Origin of the sequence: Thermoflavifilum thermophilum, assembly GCF_900116565.1 — a bacterium.
In the GTDB taxonomy this organism is placed as follows: Bacteria; Bacteroidota; Bacteroidia; order Chitinophagales; family Chitinophagaceae; genus Thermoflavifilum; species Thermoflavifilum thermophilum.
Genome location: NZ_FPCJ01000001.1, coordinates 352,708 through 369,820 on the forward strand (window position 1 = coordinate 352,708; position 17,113 = coordinate 369,820).

The window sequence follows — 17,113 nt, forward strand, 5'->3', positions numbered from 1 at the left end:
TGAAAAAGAAAAAATTAACTCCACCGAAAAGATAGAGTATTTTTGTACACAAACACATTGACTATGATACACTGGCTGCAACAACCCTGGCCCTGGTATGTGGCCGGTCCGCTCATCGGTTTGAGCGTGCCCCTCTTGCTGGTAATGGGCAATAAGCGACTTGGTATTTCATCTTCGCTGCGCCATATTTGTGCGGCTTGCATGCCCGGCAAAATTCCATTTTTGCAATATAATTGGAAACAACAACGCTGGAACCTGTATTTCGTCCTGGGCATATTAATCGGGGGCTTTCTGGCGGGGTATGTATTTGCCAATCCGCATCCGGTGGCGGTTTCGCAACATACGCAGGCCATGTTGCAACAATGGCATATCCAACAAGGAGCCGGACTTTTGCCGGAGCAGTGGTTCAACTGGCATCAGCTGCTAAGCTGGCAGGGGTTGATGCTGACTGTAGTAGGTGGATTCCTGGTAGGCTTCGGCACCCGGTATGCCGATGGTTGCACATCCGGCCACGGGATATTTGGTTTATCAACCTTGCAATGGCCTTCACTTGTTGCTCTGATGGCTTTTTTTGCAGGGGGCATTGTAAGTGCACACCTGATTTTACCCTTACTGTTCCAATAATTTCCTAAAACAATTTCCTATGGCTGAATCTGTTATGACTTCAACCACACACATACAATCAGGCACGTCCCGGCGAAAAGGACTGCCCGATTGGGTATTCATTTTTCCGGGCATTTATTTTGGATGGGTGCTTACCAAAGGCGAAGCTATTTCATGGTACCGGATTGAAGAAATGTTTTATTTCCGGAGCTTTCACATGTACGGCATTTTTATGTCGGCCGTGGTTACAGGCGCTATTGGCATCTGGCTGGTTCGCAAATTAGGTATTAAGGCCTGGAATGGCGAGCCCATCGAAATTCCCAAAAAGCGATTTCACAAGGGCTATGTGCTGGGCGGATTTATTTTTGGCCTGGGCTGGGCGTTGACAGGCGCATGCCCGGGTCCTTTGTATGCACAGGTGGGAGCGGGCTTCACCGTTGTCATCATCACCATGTTGAGTGCGATTGCTGGCACCTGGGTCTATGCAGCTATTCGGGACAAGTTACCTCATTAAAAAAGTAAGTTCCCGATTTTTCACTATGTTTGCACCCGCAGACGGTCCCGTGGCCGAGTGGCTAGGCAGAGGTCTGCAAAACCTTATACAGCGGTTCGAATCCGCTCGGGACCTCCAGCAAGCATGTTTCCTGTAAGCTTTCTACCAGATCTCCCGGGTCATTATTTCGTAGTATCGCTTTTCTTTTTGAACAGCTGATTCAAGCCTTTCTGAATATTTTTTTGAATAGTTTTTTCAACGGTTTGCTGTAACTGTTTTTTCACCGATGTGGTATCTGATGAAGCTACGCCTGTTTGTGCACTATCGGACTGATGATTGACTTTTTGCATCAGGTTTTGCATGAGTTTTTGTTTTTCTTCCTCCAATTTTTGCTGGGCAGCCGTAGTCAGAGATTGTTTCACACTCGATGTTACGGGTGTGAAATCTACCTGCAACTGAGGGTTTAGCAAAGAGCCGGTGAGATGAATATGGATCGGAATTTTTTCGTTGGCTTCCAGGTGGGTGCCTGCCGCTGCATTGGCGTTGGATAGAAGCTGCTGAAAAGTGGCATTGGCTTTTCCCAGCTTTGAACGGGGCACCATCATCTGTATCGTATAATCAATTTGCTTGTTAAGCCCATTTTTCCCGGCAATGGTCATTTGCACACTATCCACATTCAACTGAAACGGGTGCACAAACAAATAACCACTGTCAATATGAAAACCAAATTTCACAACAGGCCATGTGGATTTGATAAGTTGTTCCAGACCAAGGGTTGCCGAAATTTTCTGCAAAGGCACGAAGTTCAACAGGTTCAGATCTTCTGCCTGCAGCGTACCCGTGCTGTTCACAGTAGTAAGTACAGGCATCAGCTTGTCGGTAAGTGAAGTACTAAGCAATATTTTACCAGAAAATTGTCCCAATACAATTTTTTGTAAAGGCAAAAATGATTGTGCAATCGTCACTGTCTGCAGCAATTGCGGGATTGCCAGGTGCTGGGCCGAAATCTCCATGTAAGTTTCCGGATTTTCAGGACGCTGTGTATTATATGTTCCGGACAATGCCACTTCTCCTCCCAGCATATTTGCTTTCACCTGATTCAGTTGCACTTTCCCATCGGCAATCACCACATGGCCCTGAACCTGCCGCAGATCATAATTGCTATAGATGAAACGATCCACATCGGCTACAATAGTAAAATCTATATGGCGTGGTATTACAATGGCTTTCACTGTCGACATAGTGTCTGGCTGCGATTGCGAAGAGCCAACCATCCATTCATTCAAATCGATAAGTTTGGATTGAAGACGAAGATTGCCCTGCAGTTGGCTTTTTTGACCATCGGGTAATCGGGTACCAAACAAGTAACTGTAAAACTGATTCAAACTGCCTTCAGCCTGGATATCTGATTTTCCTATTTGAGCCTGCAGCCCGGAAAGCATGACCTCACGGGGCGAAAACGTGAGCTTACCAGTTGAAACAGCAACACCTTGTGGAAAATCAATGGATTGATAATGAATGTTGTTGGCAAGTATATATCCTTTTGCCTGAAACTGATCGTATTGTTTACGCTGAAGGGATTCCAATGAACCTTTCAATTGTACATCTGCAACCAGTGAACCATTCAACTTTGTTTGGCTATCAAGTGGATAAATTCTGGAAATAGCTGCCAGATCAAGTTTTCCATGCACGGCTCCATCAATCAGCATTCGGGTTTGCGGATAACTAATCAATAAATGTGCATCCACAGGCTGTTGATTCATTTCCAGATGCAATTGCTTAAGGTTGATGACGGTATGATCTGTTACCCCATCTTCGTTGGTTACTTCGGCCAGCAGGTTGACATGCTGAACTGCATCAGGCAATGAAGGATATTGAAACATGCCGTTCTGCACCAGTAATTGGATATGAAATGTTGGAATCCGATCATCCTGATAGGATCCTTTAATATTTCCTGCGATAGTTGCCGTACCGGATGCTTTTAATTGGTCAAAGTTTTTTGAATAGATGGCAGGTATCAGCGAAAGCAATTGTTTGAAATCAGTTTCTTTTGTCTGAAATTGAATATCCATCGATACCTGATTGGTATCGGGCAAACTTATTTCTCCATCGGCAAGCAAGGTCAATCCATTCAGTTTGGCTATACCCTGTTTAAAACGATAGGTTTGATGGGGTACATCTACCTGTATATTCACCTGCACATCTGCATGCACTTTATTCAAATAAGGAATATGATCGTATATCAAGGTAAACGATGGCAATACAGACTGGGTCTGTAGATTGAACACATCCTGCGTAAAATCACCTTTTCCTGTATGATCAAAATGTTGCATGGATAAATATAAATCCATCGTACTATCTGCATATTGCAGACTGCCATCCTGAATTACGTATTGTTGCAAAGCTGCATGGAAGGTAGATGCAGACTGGGTTGCTTCCGTAGAAGGACTGCTCTTTGTAATATCCCAGTTGGCAACACCGGCACGATTGACAATCAGCCGCACATCAGGTTGTTGCAACTCCACATAGCGGATTTCATAAGGTTTATCACCAAATAAAGATTTTAGGTTAATTACCACTTGTAAACGTTTTACGTAAAGAAGTGTATCGCCTTCAAATTCATTTCTACCTGTAACAGACAGATCATGAATGCCAACACTCAAATTTGGGAAATGTGAAAGCAGATTCAGTGAAATGTCAGGATCAAAATCCAATGTGGCATTTAATTGTTTGTTGGCCATCAACCTAATTTGGTTTACAATTTGTTTTTTAAACAGGAAAGGTGTAAGTATAACCACCAATAGCAGGATAGCAAATGCAATAAGCAAATATTTCCAGAACTTTTTCATAAGATAAATTTTATGAGATAAACAAAATCGAATTCACTTATGTTAACTGAACGTACCCAGGTTTAGAATATTTTATCAATCATTCTTCATTTATTTATTCCTCTCCCTTCCGCTTCCATCGCAGCAAACAAATACAATGCCGTTGCGGTTCCATCGAGGGTGGGTTCGTTGGTTGCATAATCGACCCAATCATCATGGTACACGGCCAGATCTGATTGAAATGCTGCGAAGGAATCAGGCTTTGACAAATGCACGCCAATCAATCCATGAAAAATACTGCCATAAACAGGACCATCCACCAATCCGCCATGGATGGGTATATGTGCCAGGTGTGAAAAAGCTGCATGTGGATCGTGCGGACAGATGCCACTTCCCGGCAGTCCAATGATAAATGAACTTCCCCAGGGATTACATCCTAACAGCCAGTCGATACAAGCCTGTTCCAGCGGCTGATAAGTATGATCACCGGACAAATGCCGATACAACCAGCATTGCATAGCAAAGGCTGCTGTTAAATTATTGGAACACCATATAAATGGAATACCTCTGTAAAATGCGTTCTGCTTGGCTTTTTGCCATACAGCTTCTATTCCTTTGCGATAATAGCCAAGCAGTTTTTTTCTCAGTTTATCTTGTTTTAAATGAACGATCAACTCGGCATGTGCTGCATTAAAAAACGGATACCATTGATAATGCAAGGCCGTATCGGCGCCCATCCAGGGTTTCAGCGGATCTGCATCGGCATCACGCAAGGCATCGCGCAAAAATTTTGGCTGCCTGCTCATCTGCCAGAGCAAAGCTGCGCCCAACTCCATATCATCCTGCCAATCCTGTTCGGTATAGTAATAGGGTGCCAGATTGGGAGCCGTCTGGCAATAACCGGGTTTTTCCTCACCGAAGTGATATGCCGAAAAAGCTTTCTGGCGCAGAAGATTTGCAAAAACGCTGTCCTTATCTTTCCACAATATAGCTCCTAATGCAAAGCAGGCTGCCATTTTCCCGGCCACAGAAGCCACGCCTGTGCTATGGTTTTGATACCTGCTAAGCCCCTGAGGCGCACCGGTACAGAAATACACAGGCCTTTCCAGCCCAAAGCCATACGAAACCGAGTCCTGATTGGGAAGCCTGAACCCGGCATGATCGCGGTCATCGGCCACCTGATGAAACATCCAATCTGGACGCGGATGCATTTTCAACAGCCAGTTCAATCCCCATCGGGCCTCATCCAGCACATCAGCAATGCCATTTTTACCCGGCAAACCATTGGCCTGACAGCTATCTGTAAATACCTCCGGGAAGTTGCGATAGGCAGCCAGCAAATAATAAGTAGTGGTGGCCGAAGTAGTTACATAGCGCAGATAATCACTCGCATCGTGCCAGCCGCCCACCACGTCCACATGGGTGTAGTCGGGCATCGGACCATAGAGTGTATATCCATCATGGGTATGGCAAGAATCACGCAAAACGGGATTCAATCCACATTGCTGCGCCCGCAGGTATTGCAAACAAAAATCTGCTATACCCCGATATACTTCATCACCAATGGAAAATGCAGCAGTAGTCGCATTCCCAGCTTTCAGCACATAGGTGCCGGGGATATGAAAATCCGTAAAATCCAATCTGGCTGTATGAGAGAAAGGACCATATACCCCAAAATCGCGGCTACATGCGCTTTTCCAGACACATTGCCCGTCATCAGCCCTGCAGAGGGAAAAAGAATCAGGAACAGGCTTCACATATGAAGCCCATATCGCCACTTTAGGACTGTGTATCAGATACCCCAGCTGATTGTAACGAATCACTTCATCTGGCACGGGGTTGACTATCTTCATTCTGGATGAATGATTATTTGACTGTACATGTAAGCCCAAGGATAAAATATACCCCATGAAGCAAGCAATAATTTCAGGCATCTTTTTATTTTGGCAATGAATTTACAAAATGAAATGATTTGTTAACAAGTTTATACCAGAGTTGTAACGCCGTTGGTACATTCAAACAAAAAACAAACAAAATATTCATCTATACTGATTTCTACGTGTTGGTATGAAATGTTTGGGTAACATATCTTTTTGCAGAAAGAATATTTTCTGAAATCATGATTCAAAAAAAGAGCCATATCGTGTGATATGGCTCATGCAACAGAGGGCTTAAAAATATTATTCAGAAAAATGCAGAGGACACACCCAGATGTTGCGGAAGCTGACGAGATGATGATGATCCTGCAATTTGATAGGCGAAGGACCATGCGGCGAATAATAAGGATGGCCGATATACAACGTTCTGCCTTTTAACACCACATCGTTTTGAATTAAAATACCATTCTGGAAAACGGTTACCCGTGCTGGGCTTTTCAACGTACCGTCCGTATTAAAACGGGGAGCAATCCATACCACATCATAGGTTTGCCATTCACCGGGCGGACGGCAGGCATTTACCAGTGGCGGATATTGCTTGTATATGCTACCACATTGGCCATTCACATAAGTTTTGTTATGATACGAATCCAGGATCTGCAATTCATATCCATCATCACCGGGGCCTACGGAAGCCAGGAAAAGGCCGCTGTTACCCCTGTCCTGTCCCGTATGGTCAGCGGTTTCCACTGGCTCACGCCATTCCAGATGCAATTGGTAATCCATGAATCGCTGGCGCGTCTGGATGTTACCCGTGCCGGGTTTTACGGTCATTATACCATCCTGAACCGTCCATTCAGCTGGTTTTGTCGTATCGTTGGCACTCACCCAATTGCTTAGATCTTTCCCATCAAAAAGAATGATTGCATCAGATGGGGCTTCTCCACACGCATTTCCGGGCGTAACCACCGGCGGTACAGGCGAATAAAATTCTGTTTCTTCAGGCTTCATGTGTTTGTTTTCCGGTGGTGGAGAAGTAAGGAATTGCTGCTGTGCAACCGCAAAGCGCATAACAGCCATTGTAGCCAAGGCTGATGCACACAAAAAAATTTGCCATTTCATTTTGGATGCGTTTTAACACCATGAGAGAATGAACAGCCAAATGTAATGAGAAAATTTTCCGTATGCAAATCATAAAATAATCTTTCTCATACCCACATGGCTTGTGTTTGATGTGATGAAAGATATACCAATAGCTATTCAGCCAGGGAAATTTTTTCACAAATTTCTGGTATGTGATGTGAATAGATTGATCAATAAAAAATCCATAGTTTGATGATCCCATACCGCTACTTGCTTCTTTTCATCAATATATGTTTTCAAAATTTGCATGATTGATGACATGCTTCAATTTTGCAAAAAAATGATTGAGGCAGATGTTATATCCGCTACAGATCATGATCTGTAAAAAAAAATAAGCATCGCACCATCTATGGATGTGATGGTATTATAAGTTGATAGCAGCTTTCCATTATACAAAACAGGATTTTCAATAATTTTACCCTTGATACAAAAATTTCAAATCACTATGGACACACTCTCATCACTACAAAATCGCCTGCAGGAACTTGAATTCATTTCCCGCAAGCTTGAACAACCAGATGAAGCTTTTCGTACGCATGGTTCAGAACCAACTGCTGAAGCAGCTTTTTCGTATGCCCGGGAATTCTTATCAACCTTGCCCGACCAAAAAGCTTTTGTAGAAGATGTAACCACTCCCAAACTGCTGCAGCAATACCCGGTACAGGATGAACCCCGTCCGGCCGATGAAGTATTTTCCGTATTGCGCAAAGTTTTTGATAATGTTTCTTTAAATGCCGCTTCAGGCGGGCATCTGGCTTACATTCCCGGAGGTGGCTTGTATTATGCCTCTTTAGGTGACTATCTGGCTGCCGTGACCAACAAATATTCTACGGTGTTTTACATTTCACCGGCTGCTGTGAAAATGGAAAACCTGCTCATCCGTTGGATGTGCGAACTGGTAGGATATCCGGCCGATAAAAGCGGCGGTTATCTGACATCCGGGGGTAGCCTGGCCAATCTTTCGGCCATCGTGGCCGCTCGCGACGCCAAACAGGTCAAAGCCGAACGCGTGCCCCGCAGCGTGGTATATTTCACGCATCAGGTTCATCATTGCGTGTTAAAAGATTTGCGCGTAGCCGGATTGGCTGAATGCGTCATTCGTGAGGTGCCCATGACCGATGCCTATGAAATGCGTGCTGAAGCCTTGCAGGAAATGATAGAAGAGGATCTGCGGAATCAGCTCTATCCCTGGCTGGTAGTGGCTTCAGCCGGATCAACTGATGTGAGTGCCATCGATCCGCTCAACGATATTGCCGATATCGCAGAAAAATACGGCTTGTGGTTCCACGTGGATGCGGCTTACGGCGGATTCTTTTTGCTTACTGAAACCGGAAGAAAAAAAATGAAAGGCATTCACCGCGCTGATTCAGTGGTAATGGATCCGCACAAGGGATTGTTTATGCCTTACGGAACCGGCGCTGTGATTGTGAAAGACGTGCAAACTTTATGGCGATCCAATCATTTCGATGCTAATTACATGCAGGATGCTATTCCTTATCATGATGAAATCTCTCCGGCCGATATTTCTCCCGAATTATCGCGTCACTTTCGTGGATTGAGAGTCTGGCTGCCGCTGCAGTTGCATGGTCTAAAACCTTTCCGCGCTGCACTCGAAGAGAAAATGTTGCTTACCCAGTACTTCTATCATGAAGTGAAAAAATTAGGTTTTGAAACCGGGCCTTTCCCGGAATTATCTGTGATGATTTACCGGTATGTGCCGGAACACCTGAAAGGAAATACTGCTGCAATCAACGAATTAAATGCACGAATTCTGAAAAAAGTAAATGCTGATGGCAAAGTATTTATTTCCAGTACATCCCTGAATGGCGAATACTGGCTTCGGCTGGCTGTGCTTTCTTTCCGTACACATCGCAACCATATTGATTACTTGTTGCAACTGTTGAAAAAAATTACAGAAGAGGAAAAACTTTCAGAAACAAAACTCCACAAAGCATAATACCAGTAGATGCATGTATTTTAGATGAAATGCCATTTCATTTGCTGAAAAAACTGAACTGATGATGGGTGCGTGTAATTGACACGCATCATGCATTCCGTCAAATAAATCAGGGGAAACAAAAAGGAATGCGTACCTTTGCCGCTTATTTTATATACATGCATATGCAAACAGAACTTTCATTTCAGTCATTAGGAATCAGTGAACCCTTATTGGCAGGCATTCGTGACATGGGATTTGAACATCCCACTCCCGTTCAACAGCTGGCTATTCCCAAACTTATAGCACAACCAACCGACAGCATTGTACTGGCACAAACCGGCACGGGCAAGACTGCCGCATTTGGTTTGCCTTTGCTGCAACATATCAACACCGCTGCACGGCATATACAGGCTTTGATACTGAGTCCCACCCGCGAGCTGGCCCTGCAGATCACACAGGACCTTCGGGATATGGGTAAATATTTGCCGGGGCTGCATATCGTAACTGTATATGGTGGCAGTTCCATTCAGCAACAGATCCGCCAGCTCAAACAAGGTGCCCAGATTGTGGTGGCAACACCGGGCAGGCTCATGGATCTCATGCAAAGGCAGGCCCTGCAATTGCAAACGGTGCAATGGGTGATCCTGGATGAAGCAGATGAAATGCTCAACATGGGCTTTCGGGATGATATCCATTTCATTTTGCAACATGCATCCCAAAGGCAATGCTGCTGGCTGTTTTCCGCTACCATGCCAGCAGAAATCCGGCAAATCATTCGACAGTTTATGCACGAACCCGCTGAAATCGTTGTGGGAAGCAAAAACACAGTAGCATCCGGAATCAGCCATGAATACTATGTAACTCACGCACAACATAAACTGGAAACCCTGCGCAGGTTAATTGATTTTTATCCGGAGCTTTACGGCATTGTGTTCACCCGCACCAAAGCTGAAGCCCAGGAAATTTCCGACCGACTCATCAGGATGGGATATGAAGCTGAAGCCTTGCATGGTGATCTGTCACAAGCCCAGCGCGACAAGGTGATGGAACGTTTCCGGGCCAAAGCCATACATATATTGCTCGCTACAGATGTGGCTGCCCGCGGCATTGACGTGGAAAATATTACCCATGTGATTCATTTCGGATTGCCCGACGACCTGGAATCCTATACCCATCGCAGTGGCCGTACCGCCCGAGCCGGACGTACCGGCATTTCCATTTCCATCATCCATCTGCATGAAATGGAAAAACTCAGAAGGCTGGAAAAAATGCTCCACATCCGGTTTATCCGCCGTTCCATTCCCTCCGGCCAACAAATATGTGAAAAACAACTATATCATTATTTCGAACAACTCAAACAAACAGACCCCTCTCAAACCGACATCCGGATTTATTTGCAGGCCATAAAATCATCTCTTGATGAACTAAGTAGGGAGGATCTGATTGAAAGAATGGCTGCATTTGAATTTCAACATCTGTTAAAACATTATGCCCAGGCCAAAGACCTGAATGTGCCTTTGCCTGAAGCCCGGCTTGCCAACCGAAACAATAACAGAAATGCCGCTTTCCAGGCTGAACGCCCAGCAGAGGGTAACTGGATTACTTTCAGGCTGAACGCAGGACGCGCTCATGGTCTTTACAAAGCTTCCCTGCTGCAATGGTTGCTGGATTATACACGCCTGCCCAAATCGGCTATAGGTAAGCTGATTATCCTGGATCAATACAGCCTGATAGAACTGGACGCACAGGCCGACCTGCAAGCTTTGCATAAACTTCGAGGCACCCATCCACAGGGATTGAATGAATCGAGTCCTGCAGAAATCTTTCTAACGAAGCGCATGCCACGTGCAAAAACAAGCACCATCCGGGAAAACAGATAAACCAGCGCGATTTTTTTATCTGCCGGGCTTGGCCTAAATTTGTCCCGCTTTTTTCCGATAGATCAACGATTATATGAGACAGATACAATTCCGACAGGCGTTGCGTGAAGCTATGGTAGAAGAAATGCGCCGTGATGAAACCATCTTTTTAATGGGTGAAGAGGTTGCAGAATACAACGGTGCATACAAAGTGAGCCAGGGTATGCTGGAGGAGTTTGGCCCCAAACGGGTTATCGATACGCCTATTTCTGAACTTGGGTTTGCTGCTATTGGGGTAGGTGCCGCACAAAACGGCCTTCGCCCCATCATTGAATTCATGACCTGGAACTTTGCCCTGCTGGCGCTGGATCAGATTTTAAACAATGCAGCCAAGATGCTTGCCATGAGCGGTGGCCAGATCGGCTGTCCCATCGTATTCCGCGGGCCTAACGGCTCTGCCGGTCAGCTGGCAGCCCAGCATTCACAAGCTTTTGAAGCCATGTATGCCCATATGCCCGGGCTGAAAGTAATTTCCGTTTCCACGCCTTATGACGCCAAAGGCCTGCTCAAATCAGCTATCCGGGATGATGATCCGGTTATCTTCATGGAAAGCGAAATCATGTATGGCGACGTGGGCGAAGTACCGGAAGAAGAATACCTGATCCCCATCGGGAAGGCTGATGTAAAACGTGCAGGTAAGGATGTGACCATCGTTTCATACAACAAAACCATGAAAGTGGCTCTGGGAGCAGCTGAAGAGCTCGCCAAGGAAGGGATTGAGGCGGAAGTGATTGACCTGCGCACGATTCGTCCGCTCGACTGGCAAACAATAGGTGATTCTGTGAAGAAAACCAATCGCCTCGTGATTGTGGAAGAACAATGGCCTTTTGCCTCTGTAGGGGCTGAAATTGCCTATCGCATCCAGAAAGAATATTTCGATTATCTGGATGCTCCCGTTCGGCGCCTGGCTTCGGCCGATACACCGATGCATTACGCTCCAACCCTCGTAAAAGCGTATCTGCCCAGCATTGAACGCACCGTGAAACTGGTGAAGGAAGTGATGTATATGCAGAAATAACCTGTTGATGCCTATTTCACAATACCTGATGCGAAAAGGGTTGCAGCACCATCTCGTTTAACACACCCGAGTCAGGCTGCTGACAAATGTACCAAATAGCACGTGCGGCTTCATCGGCCCGAATCATCCGTTCGCGTTGAAATCTTCCATCCATCTGATCCCAAAACGGTGTATCCACGCCTCCGAAATAAAGCAGTGTGATCCGGATACGGGTACGCTTAATTTCTTCACGTATAGATTGCATCATGCCTACCAGAGCATATTTCGAGGCACAGTAGGCAGCAGCTCCGGACATCGGAACTTTGCCAAGAATACCCGGAACATGCACAATCAGGCCTTGCTGGCGAGCTTTGAACAGAGGCATAAAATGTTTCATAATGTAAAAAGCTCCAAACACATTGACACGCATTACTTCCTCAAATTCAGCCACTGATAGCTGCTCCAATGGCTTCAGTATGCCAATGCCACTCAGGTTAATCAGCACATCCAAATGGCCAATTTCTGACTGAATTTTTCCTGCAAGTGCCTCAACAGCTGATTCATCACGGATATCACAGGGGAGAATGCCTGATATTGGGGTGGGGAATTGTTTTTGTACAGACTGCAGTTTTTCTTTGTTTCTTCCACTGATCCAAATATAAGCCCCACTGGCTGCCAGCAAACTGCATAATGCTGTTCCAATGCCACCCGTTGCGCCAAATATCAAAATGTGTTTGCGGGAAAGACTTTCCATATTTTTTATGATAAAAACAAAGCAAGTCCCGAATTGTTTGCAGGAAAGCAATTCTCTGATGAAAACAAAAAAAGAGAACCAATAATTAAACGTTGAACCGATGTTCAATTGTACAAAACCGCAGCATTACATGCTGAAAGACAATAAAAGTGATGATGAAACTAACGAAAACGAAGGAAATGTTTGCACATTTGCTCTCCAGCTCAGCTGGCCTGAGCCACGGCTTTGTTGACAAGCTCTGCGGCTTCACTCAGCAAAATAGCCGATTGAACCTTTAATCCTGAATTTTCTATCAGGCGTTTGGCCTCTTCGGCATTGGTACCTTGCAAACGCACAATGATAGGTACGCGAATATCACCAATAGAGCGATAGGCATCAATAATACCTTGTGCTACCCGATCGCACCGCACAATGCCACCGAAAATATTGATGAGAATGGCTTTTACCTTTGGATCCTTCAGAATAATGCGGAAACCGGCTTCTACAGTCTGCGCATTAGCAGTGCCTCCCACATCCAGGAAATTAGCTGGTTCGCCACCACTCAATTTAATCATGTCCATCGTGGCCATGGCCAACCCGGCACCATTAACCATGCATCCCACATTGCCATCCAGCTTCACAAAGTTGAGATTGTACTTAGACGCTTCTACTTCTGTAGGATCTTCTTCATTGATATCCCGCAATGCCTCTAAATCGGGGTGACGAATCAAGGCATTGTCATCCAGATTCATTTTGCAATCTACCGCAATGATTTTATCATCGCTGGTTTTAAACAGGGGATTGATTTCAAGCAGGCTGCAGTCCAGAGAAACAAAAGCATGATAAAGCTGCGTTACAAAACGCACCATGTTTTTAAATGCCTCTCCCTTCAAACCCAGATTAAATGCAATTTTTCTGGCCTGGAAAGGCTGCAGTTCTCCAGCAGGATGTACCCATTCGCGGAAAATTTTTTCCGGTGATTTGTGTGCCACTTCTTCAATATCTACACCTCCTTCCGTAGAATAAATAATCACATTTTCACCCCTTGTGCGATCCGGAAGAATGGATAAATACAATTCTTTGGTAGGCTGAGGCCCCGGATAATAAACGTCCTGTGCAACCAATACTTTATTCACCTTTTTACCTGCCGGGCCGGTTTGCGCCGTAACCAGTATGCCACCCAGAATGTTGCCCGCAATGGTTTTGATTTCTTCGGCGTTTTTGCCTACAGCTACCCCACGCTGTTCGGTACCTTTAATTTTACCTTTCCCCCTGCCTCCTGCATGAATCTGCGCCTTCACCACAGCATATTCACTGCCATATTGAATCTTCAAATGTTTATAAGCTTCAGCTGCTGCTTCCGGTGTATCCACGGGAATGCCCTCTTGCACGGCTACCTGAAACTTCTTCAATAACTCTTTTGCCTGATATTCATGCAGATTCATGATGCAAATTTTCGGCTAAATTAAAGCATTATCAGATAATGCGCAAAAAGGCCTGGCAGTCTCGTGCTTGAATAGCAAACGATTGAGGAAATGTTTTTCTGAATAACCCCATAGTTTTGCTATAGGGCCATTTTATTTATCTAAATTTTATTCCTATGTTTCACATCCACCATATACTTCGGATACACACGCTGATATTTGCATGCTTGTTGACGTATTTGTTTTCACATGCCCAACAGGTGCAAATGACGATGCAACAACATGAATCCGAACAAATCTTTACCCTTAGCAATGAATATATTTCACAACGGATTGTTTTGCAACACGGCATGCTGCAGGAAGAGCAATTGCTCGATGTAACCAAACCAACACCTACGGGTATTTTTGATGATGGTGGATATGCATTTGATTTGATGTGGACCGGCTGGAATGCGCCGGGAAAATATTTTAATGGCGATCTGCATGTGGAGCTTACACAGCATGATTTCATATTTCGCTATGCAAAAACGCATGACCAACCCAATGGTGCCCGGATTCTGCATTTGTATTTCAAAGCCATTGATCCGGAAAATCCGTTATGGTGCAGACTCAGTTATGAAATGCTGCCGGGCAAAACCTATGTACGTAGGCAGGTTGCACTGGCCGATTCAACAGGGCAGGATCATTGGCTGGCTGCTGTTTATCCCAGAAGAGGTGAAATAGCTGAAATACAGCATTCCATATCGTTGCGTTATGGCATGCACGAAGAAACCAGTATGCATATCCTGCAACAGGAAATGAAATCGGATGAACAGCATTCCCCGTTTGTAATAGTTAAAAAGGGTGATTTCGGACAGCCTGTTGCCGTGGATTTTCAGCATACCGGCGTGTTCTGGGGTACCGAATATCCCGCAGCCGTGAATCGCCTTGCTGTCGACAATAATCAAAAACTTATTCTTACCTGCCAGGAATGGATGGGCAATATCATTGACTCGCAATGGTTATGCAGCGATTGGGTAGTAGAAGGGCTTTCACCCGAACATCATCTTCAGCAAGACTTTTACCAGTATCTTACCGACATACAAGTGAGGCCAGACCGGCCTTATGTGCTGTACAACAGCTGGTATGACCTGCGCTCGCCTGCATTCAAGGATGTAGCAGCCGAGCATATCATGAATGAATCAAACGTACTCAGGCTTATTCGTCAGTTTCAGCAAAATATGATTCAGCCTTACGATATTCATCTGGATGCTTTTGTGCTGGATGATGGATGGGATGAATATGCAAGCCCATGGCAACTCAGAAAATCAACCTTTCCGCACGGCCTGCAACCAATTATAAATGCATTGAAACCACTGCATACTTCGCTGGGCATCTGGATAGGACCCACGGGTGGCTATTCATTCCGGATGCAACGCATCAACTGGATGAAAGCACATGGATATGAAACCGTTGGAAATGGTCCGAATCACATCATGCTCGATATCACGGGTCCCAAATATTTTAACCTGCTAAGATCCCGGGCTGTTGATTTTACCAAACAAGGTGTTGGTTATTTTAAATGGGATGGCATTCAATTTTCCTCATCTGAGCCAGGCCGCTCTGCCGTAGGTTATTTTTCCGAACGTATTGCCCTCCAACACATTGCAGCTATGGCCGATACTGTACGCAAGCTCAATCCAAACATGTATATCAACATTACATCGGGGACCTGGATGAGCCCGTGGTGGCTAACCATGGCTGATCAGATCTGGATGCAGGGAGCTGACTATGGTTTTTCCACTACTCCATCTATCTTAAGCCGGGATGCAGCCATGACGTATAAAGACATGGTATTGTACGACGATTACCGCATGCATGAAGTATGGTTCCCTATGAATCATGTGATGACCCATGGCATCATCAAGGCCAGGCTGGCTTCCGTGGGAAAAGATGATGATCCTCTTGAAAGTTTTGCCCATGATGTGATGTTGTATTTCGGCCGTGGTGTGAGTATGTATGAATTGTATATTTCACCGGATATTTTTACAGCAGATGAATGGCGAATATTGAGTGAAGGTCTGAAATGGGCAAAATCACGTTATTCTGTTTTGCGACACACCTATATGGTAGGTGGAAATCCTGCTCTGGGCGAGCCTTACGGTTATGTACACTTCCAGGGTGACAGCGGAATTATTGTGGTACGTAATCCACAAATGCATGTACAAAACATTCAGATTAAACTGGATCCCAAACAGGGAATAAATGCCGGAGCCAAAAACCTGGTTGTAGAAAAAGTGTATCCTACCCACTGGATAGCACCCGATATGTATAGCGCAGGCGGTACTTTATCTTTTTCATTGCAGGGTTTTGAAACAGCAGTTTATGAAGTGTATCCTTTGCGGGATGCACATCGGCCATTGCTAAGCAATGCTGTATTTGACATGAAAGCCATTGATTCCAAAACCATGTCTATCCATGTGCTCGACACTACAGGTCCAATCAAATGGCTCAACCCATCTGCCATCACAAACGTACAGATACAAGGCCAGCCTTCACAGCTCTTTCAAATGCAAACCCAATTTACAGCACCGCAACTGCTGAGCTCAGCCAATCTGCAAAACATCCACACAGGTTTGTACATACAATTAGCTGCTCCGCAAACCACTCAATCGTTCCGGTGTGTTGTATTTCTGTATCCTGATAGCCTGGATGCAGGAAAGCCTTTGCCCGATTGCATCATGCAGGTAGATGGCAAACCAGTGAAACCTATTGTTCAACAATCTCCCGGTCAATGGATGGCGCTGTCAGATATCATTTCACAGCCTGGTGAACATACAATAAGCTTACAATTTGATTCAAAGGATCAGTCCTGGCATGGAAAAGCTGAAGTATGGGCCATAGGACATGTGCAAACCCATCCGGCAAGTTTAACCTGCACATTTAATGATGAGTTGGAGATCCCTGTTATGCCTCCTTCAGCTTATCCCAAACTGAGCATTCCCCGACAACAATTCATTGGCAGCAGTGCAATTGCAACAAAAGCAAAACAAATGTAAGCCGGAAATTATGCACCCATACAACCGCAACCTGCAATCAGGAAATGCATGATTCATGCAGCCATGCGTGAAGAAAGGCTACAATGAGGTTTTTCCCGCTGCTGAAAATACCGGGTTCC

11 protein-coding genes and 1 tRNA gene are annotated in these 17,113 nt (G+C 45.1%); 7 read left to right on the top strand and 5 right to left on the bottom strand.

Annotated elements, in window-relative coordinates; genetic code table 11:
- Positions 1–63: 63 nt before the first annotated feature.
- From BM367_RS01495 to BM367_RS01505, 3 genes are all read left to right on the top strand, one after another.
- The gene (locus BM367_RS01495) at positions 64–624 is read left to right on the top strand and encodes a YeeE/YedE family protein (RefSeq protein ID WP_092456729.1); all 561 of its coding nucleotides are present in this window, start codon (positions 64–66) and stop codon (positions 622–624) included.
- A gap of 19 nt (positions 625–643) precedes the next feature.
- Positions 644–1,117, top strand: a complete 474-nt coding sequence (locus tag BM367_RS01500) for a DUF6691 family protein (RefSeq protein ID WP_092456732.1) — start codon at positions 644–646, stop codon at positions 1,115–1,117.
- A gap of 43 nt (positions 1,118–1,160) precedes the next feature.
- A tRNA-Cys gene (locus tag BM367_RS01505) sits at positions 1,161–1,234 on the top strand.
- A gap of 44 nt (positions 1,235–1,278) precedes the next feature.
- Here BM367_RS01505 and BM367_RS01510 read toward each other — a convergent pair.
- The 3 genes from BM367_RS01510 to BM367_RS01520 all read right to left on the bottom strand — a co-directional run bounded on the left by BM367_RS01510 (position 1,279) and on the right by BM367_RS01520 (position 6,923).
- On the bottom strand, positions 1,279–3,945 hold the full coding sequence (locus BM367_RS01510; RefSeq protein ID WP_092456735.1) for an AsmA family protein: 2,667 nt from the start codon (positions 3,943–3,945) through the stop codon (positions 1,279–1,281).
- Positions 3,946–4,031: 86 nt separating this feature from the next.
- Positions 4,032–5,777 (bottom strand): glycoside hydrolase family 9 protein, encoded by a 1,746-nt coding sequence (locus tag BM367_RS01515; protein WP_092460860.1) that lies wholly within the window; start codon positions 5,775–5,777, stop codon positions 4,032–4,034.
- 327 nt (positions 5,778–6,104) lie between these two features.
- Positions 6,105–6,923 carry a 3-keto-disaccharide hydrolase gene (locus BM367_RS01520; RefSeq protein WP_245759866.1) on the bottom strand — a complete coding sequence of 273 codons (819 nt, stop codon included), beginning with the start codon at positions 6,921–6,923 and terminating at the stop codon, positions 6,105–6,107.
- 466 nt (positions 6,924–7,389) lie between these two features.
- Between BM367_RS01520 and BM367_RS01525 the strand changes: the two genes are divergently transcribed.
- The 3 genes from BM367_RS01525 (at position 7,390) to BM367_RS01535 (ending at position 11,820) form a co-directional block, all read left to right on the top strand.
- Complete coding sequence (locus BM367_RS01525) at positions 7,390–8,901, top strand: pyridoxal phosphate-dependent decarboxylase family protein (RefSeq protein ID WP_092460861.1); 1,512 nt, start codon at positions 7,390–7,392, stop codon at positions 8,899–8,901.
- Positions 8,902–9,065: 164 nt separating this feature from the next.
- Positions 9,066–10,763 carry a DEAD/DEAH box helicase gene (locus BM367_RS01530; protein ID WP_177224066.1) on the top strand — a complete coding sequence of 566 codons (1,698 nt, stop codon included), beginning with the start codon at positions 9,066–9,068 and terminating at the stop codon, positions 10,761–10,763.
- Positions 10,764–10,836: 73 nt separating this feature from the next.
- Positions 10,837–11,820 (top strand): pyruvate dehydrogenase complex E1 component subunit beta, encoded by a 984-nt coding sequence (locus BM367_RS01535; protein WP_092456744.1) that lies wholly within the window; start codon positions 10,837–10,839, stop codon positions 11,818–11,820.
- A gap of 16 nt (positions 11,821–11,836) precedes the next feature.
- Here the strand turns inward: BM367_RS01535 and BM367_RS01540 are convergent, their stop codons facing one another.
- Positions 11,837–12,553, bottom strand: a complete 717-nt coding sequence (locus BM367_RS01540) for an SDR family oxidoreductase (RefSeq protein ID WP_092456747.1) — start codon at positions 12,551–12,553, stop codon at positions 11,837–11,839.
- 203 nt (positions 12,554–12,756) lie between these two features.
- Entirely contained in the window at positions 12,757–13,977 is a 1,221-nt protein-coding gene (gene sucC, locus BM367_RS01545; RefSeq protein ID WP_092456750.1) for an ADP-forming succinate--CoA ligase subunit beta, read from the bottom strand.
- 155 nt (positions 13,978–14,132) lie between these two features.
- On the opposite strand from sucC, the gene BM367_RS01550 reads away from it, so the two are divergent.
- Positions 14,133–16,994: an alpha-amylase family protein gene (locus tag BM367_RS01550; protein ID WP_143103922.1), complete on the top strand. Its 2,862-nt coding sequence runs from the start codon at positions 14,133–14,135 to the stop codon at positions 16,992–16,994.
- The last annotated feature ends 119 nt before the right edge of the window (positions 16,995–17,113 follow it).